Origin of the sequence: Leptolyngbya sp. FACHB-8 (assembly GCF_014695575.1) — a bacterium.
Taxonomy (GTDB): domain Bacteria; phylum Cyanobacteriota; class Cyanobacteriia; order Elainellales; family Elainellaceae; genus Vacuolonema.
The window spans coordinates 1-1,783 of record NZ_JACJOO010000029.1; the positions used below are offsets into that span (position 1 = coordinate 1).

General features: G+C 43.6%; 3 protein-coding genes and 1 pseudogene. All 4 read right to left on the bottom strand.

All coding sequences use genetic code 11. From position 1 onward, the window contains the following. Window positions 1-81: 81 nt before the first annotated feature. The 4 genes and pseudogenes from H6F91_RS05975 to H6F91_RS05990 all read right to left on the bottom strand — a co-directional run bounded on the left by H6F91_RS05975 (window position 82) and on the right by H6F91_RS05990 (window position 1,521). Complete coding sequence (locus tag H6F91_RS05975) at window positions 82-285, bottom strand: hypothetical protein (protein WP_190789255.1); 204 nt, start codon at window positions 283-285, stop codon at window positions 82-84. A gap of 93 nt (window positions 286-378) precedes the next feature. Then, window positions 379-582, bottom strand: a pseudogene (locus H6F91_RS05980) (hypothetical protein); the annotation flags it as partial. Then, entirely contained in the window at window positions 579-761 is a 183-nt protein-coding gene (locus H6F91_RS05985; protein ID WP_190769894.1) for a hypothetical protein, read from the bottom strand. The gene H6F91_RS05985 and the pseudogene H6F91_RS05980, both read right to left, overlap by 4 nt. Window positions 762-1,008: 247 nt before the next feature. Beyond that, window positions 1,009-1,521, bottom strand: a complete 513-nt coding sequence (locus tag H6F91_RS05990; protein ID WP_190789254.1) for a thioredoxin domain-containing protein — start codon at window positions 1,519-1,521, stop codon at window positions 1,009-1,011. Window positions 1,522-1,783: the final 262 nt, after the last annotated feature.

Consider the following 1,783-nt stretch of genomic DNA (forward strand, 5'->3'; position numbering starts at 1 on the left):
CAATGTTTTTCGGATTAGAGTAATCTGGTTCATGAGGGTTTCGTGGATGAATGTGGTAATTCTCATGAAACCCTCTCCTACTCAATCTTTGCAAGCTTTTGTCCGGTACTTAGGGTTAACGTAAGCATCTTCAACCATCGTAGCGAGGGCATCTTCAGTACTGTGAGTGCCAAACTCGTGTTGCAGATGCTCTTCCCAAAGTGTTTGCAAAGGCTCCTGGGCTGCTGTCAAATTGGTAGTTGCTTGTAAATTTGCTTGTCCGTCTACAGTTTGCTCTTTGACCATGATTAAATACTCCTGGTTTTATCTATCTAAAGTGTCTTGAGTTCCAATGCTTGACTGCTTTCAGATTCTTGTGATGTTAGTGAATTTGTTTCATTGGACGTATAAGCATTCAGCGCCTGTTTCGCGAATCAGTTGGGCGGTTTTTTCTCCTTCTGCGTCGCGTCTACCGGAGAACACGACTTTTGCTCCAGTAGCACCGAGCGCGCGCTGCTTCGCAGCTACCGCAAGGGTCGCTGTTGCTCTGCCAATACCTGTTGTGCCACCAGTGGCTAACGCCACTTTATCTTGCAGTATCATTCTGTTTCTTCTGTTTTAATTTCATCGGTTTGTGTCGGGTAAGCTTGTCTCAGCAACTCAGTGACTTCTTGCGCGATCGCAATCAGAGCATGATTAACTGAGGAGTTCTGAAGAGAATCAGTCTGAGGTGTATCTTCATACCCAGAATCATTCTTGCCTTGTACTAGTAAATGCGTCATAGAATTATCCTCAATGAAATACTGATCTGTAATTGACAAAATCAACACCTAGGAATTCAGTTGTTGGCATGGTAACTGTTGTCATGCTTCAAAAAGCGGCAATTTTGTTCAGTGAAACAGGCAAAATCTAGCCATCAAAATTTGATGGCTTATAGCACTTACAGACAAGTCAGATATGAATTGAGAGCAAAGATCGGGGAACTTAATGACTTGCAGCAATTATGGCTGCCATCAATTCCATCGTGTTTCAGTGCTCGGTATACCGCATTCCATTGAGAAACAGGGCTGGAGCAGTCGTCACTCCACTCTGCATTCCGCCTTCAATATCTTTATTGATGCGATCGATATGCACTTGTTTAGATAACTCTTTGAGAAATTGAGGAATGTCAAGCCCTAAATCATTGGCGTACTCGACAAGATAGCCGTTCTCCAACCTTTGTTGATGGTCAAATAAAGTATCGCTCATTAACCAAAACTTTCCTTGGACGGCGGCGGCTTCGGCGACTTGGGCTGCCCGTTGAGCATGGGGATGAATCTGGATCTGTGGCAAATGGCGGAAGATAAAACACAAATAATCCTCTCCAAAAGAGACCGTAAGCTCTTGCCGAATGATTTTAATCAGCTTGTAAACGGTTGCACTTTTAGGACGTTGATAATCCCCATACATCACTAACACCACGGCAGCACTTAGCACACCTTGACTGTGATCTTGGGCTGAAGCTGGCACAAATAAAAAACTGGAACTATGGTCGTCGATCATCTTTCTACATCTGTATCAAGCATGGAACCTTGCGATTCACCTGCTCAATCCACATGAATTCAATATAAGCAATTGGCTTTTAGTTGTCGTCTACAATGAGTTAACGTTTTTAGGCTGTAATTTGATGGAGCAGCCGCTCCTTCTTAAAATAGAAGGTAGGCTCTAACTTAAGATAGGCTCTCAACTCGATCGAAAGTACATTCTATAAACTAACAATGCCGCGTTTAACCGCAACAATCACAGCTTGGGTGCGATCGCTCAC

Bases quoted from the DNA above. Each gene is read 5' to 3' on its own strand.
- H6F91_RS05975 (WP_190789255.1), bottom strand. From the start codon at position 285: ATGGTCAAAGAGCAAACTGTAGACGGACAAGCAAATTTACAAGCAACT.
- H6F91_RS05985 (WP_190769894.1), bottom strand. From the start codon at position 761: ATGACGCATTTACTAGTACAAGGCAAGAATGATTCTGGGTATGAAGAT.
- H6F91_RS05990 (WP_190789254.1), bottom strand. From the start codon at position 1,521: ATGATCGACGACCATAGTTCCAGTTTTTTATTTGTGCCAGCTTCAGCC.